Source organism: Belnapia rosea, assembly GCF_900101615.1.
Lineage (GTDB): Bacteria > Pseudomonadota > Alphaproteobacteria > Acetobacterales > Acetobacteraceae > Belnapia > Belnapia rosea.
Map to the genome: position 1 here is coordinate 1 of NZ_FMZX01000117.1, position 1,140 is coordinate 1,140.

Consider the following 1,140-nt stretch of genomic DNA (forward strand, 5'->3'; position numbering starts at 1 on the left):
GAAGGACGTGGCACGCTGCGAAAAGCCGCGGGGAGATGCGAGCGATCGTTGATCCGCGGATGTCCGAATGGGGAAACCCACCCTTACGAGGGTATCGGGGCCTGAATACATAGGGTTTCGAGGCAAACCCGGGGAACTGAAACATCTCAGTACCTGGAGGAACAGACATCAACCGAGATTCCGCGAGTAGTGGCGAGCGAAAGCGGATTAGGCCAGTGGTCGTTGTGTGAGAAGCCGAGAGGTCTGGAAAGGCCTGCCGCAGTGGGTGATAGCCCCGTAGGCGTAGAGCGCACGGCGATCCTTGAGTAGGGCGAGGCACGTGAAACCTTGTCTGAACATGGGGGGACCACCCTCCAAGCCTAAATACTCCTTGGCGACCGATAGTGCACAAGTACCGTGAGGGAAAGGTGAAAAGCACCCCGATGAGGGGAGTGAAAGAGACCTGAAACCGAGCGCCTACAAGCAGTCGGAGCGGGCCTGTCCCGTGACGGCGTACCTTTTGTATAATGGGTCCGCGAGTTTCTGTTGGCAGCGAGCTTAAGCCGTGAGGTGTAGGCGGAGCGAAAGCGAGTCCGAACAGGGCGCCTAGTTGCCGGCAGAAGACCCGAAACCGAGTGATCTAGCCATGGCCAGGCTGAAGGTGCGGTAACACGCACTGGAGGGCCGAACCCACGCCTGTTGAAAAAGTCGGGGATGAGCTGTGGCTAGGGGTGAAAGGCCAATCAAACTCGGAAATAGCTGGTTCTCCGCGAAATCTATTGAGGTAGATCGTCGCTCGATTACCGCCGGAGGTAGAGCACCGGAAGGGCTAGGGGGGCCCAAAGCCCTACCAAACCCTACCGAACTCCGAATGCCGGCGAGTACAGGGCGGCAGACAGACAGTGGGTGCTAAGGTCCATTGTCGAGAGGGAAACAGCCCAGACCACCAGCTAAGGCCCCCAAATGATGGCTAAGTGGGAAAGCATGTAGGACGGCCATAACAACCAGGAGGTTGGCTTAGAAGCAGCCATCCTTTAAAGAAAGCGTAATAGCTCACTGGTCTAATAGCTGTCCCGCGGCGAAAATGTAACGGGGCTCAAGCCATCTGCCGAAGCTGTGGATGCTCGAAAGAGCGTGGTAGCGGAGCGTTCCCTAAGCCTG

The 1,140-nt window shown here is 57.5% G+C and carries 1 rRNA gene; it reads left to right on the forward strand.

Annotated elements, in window-relative coordinates:
• Nucleotides 1–1,140: ribosomal RNA gene (locus BLR02_RS28330) — 23S ribosomal RNA — on the forward strand; the annotation flags it as partial.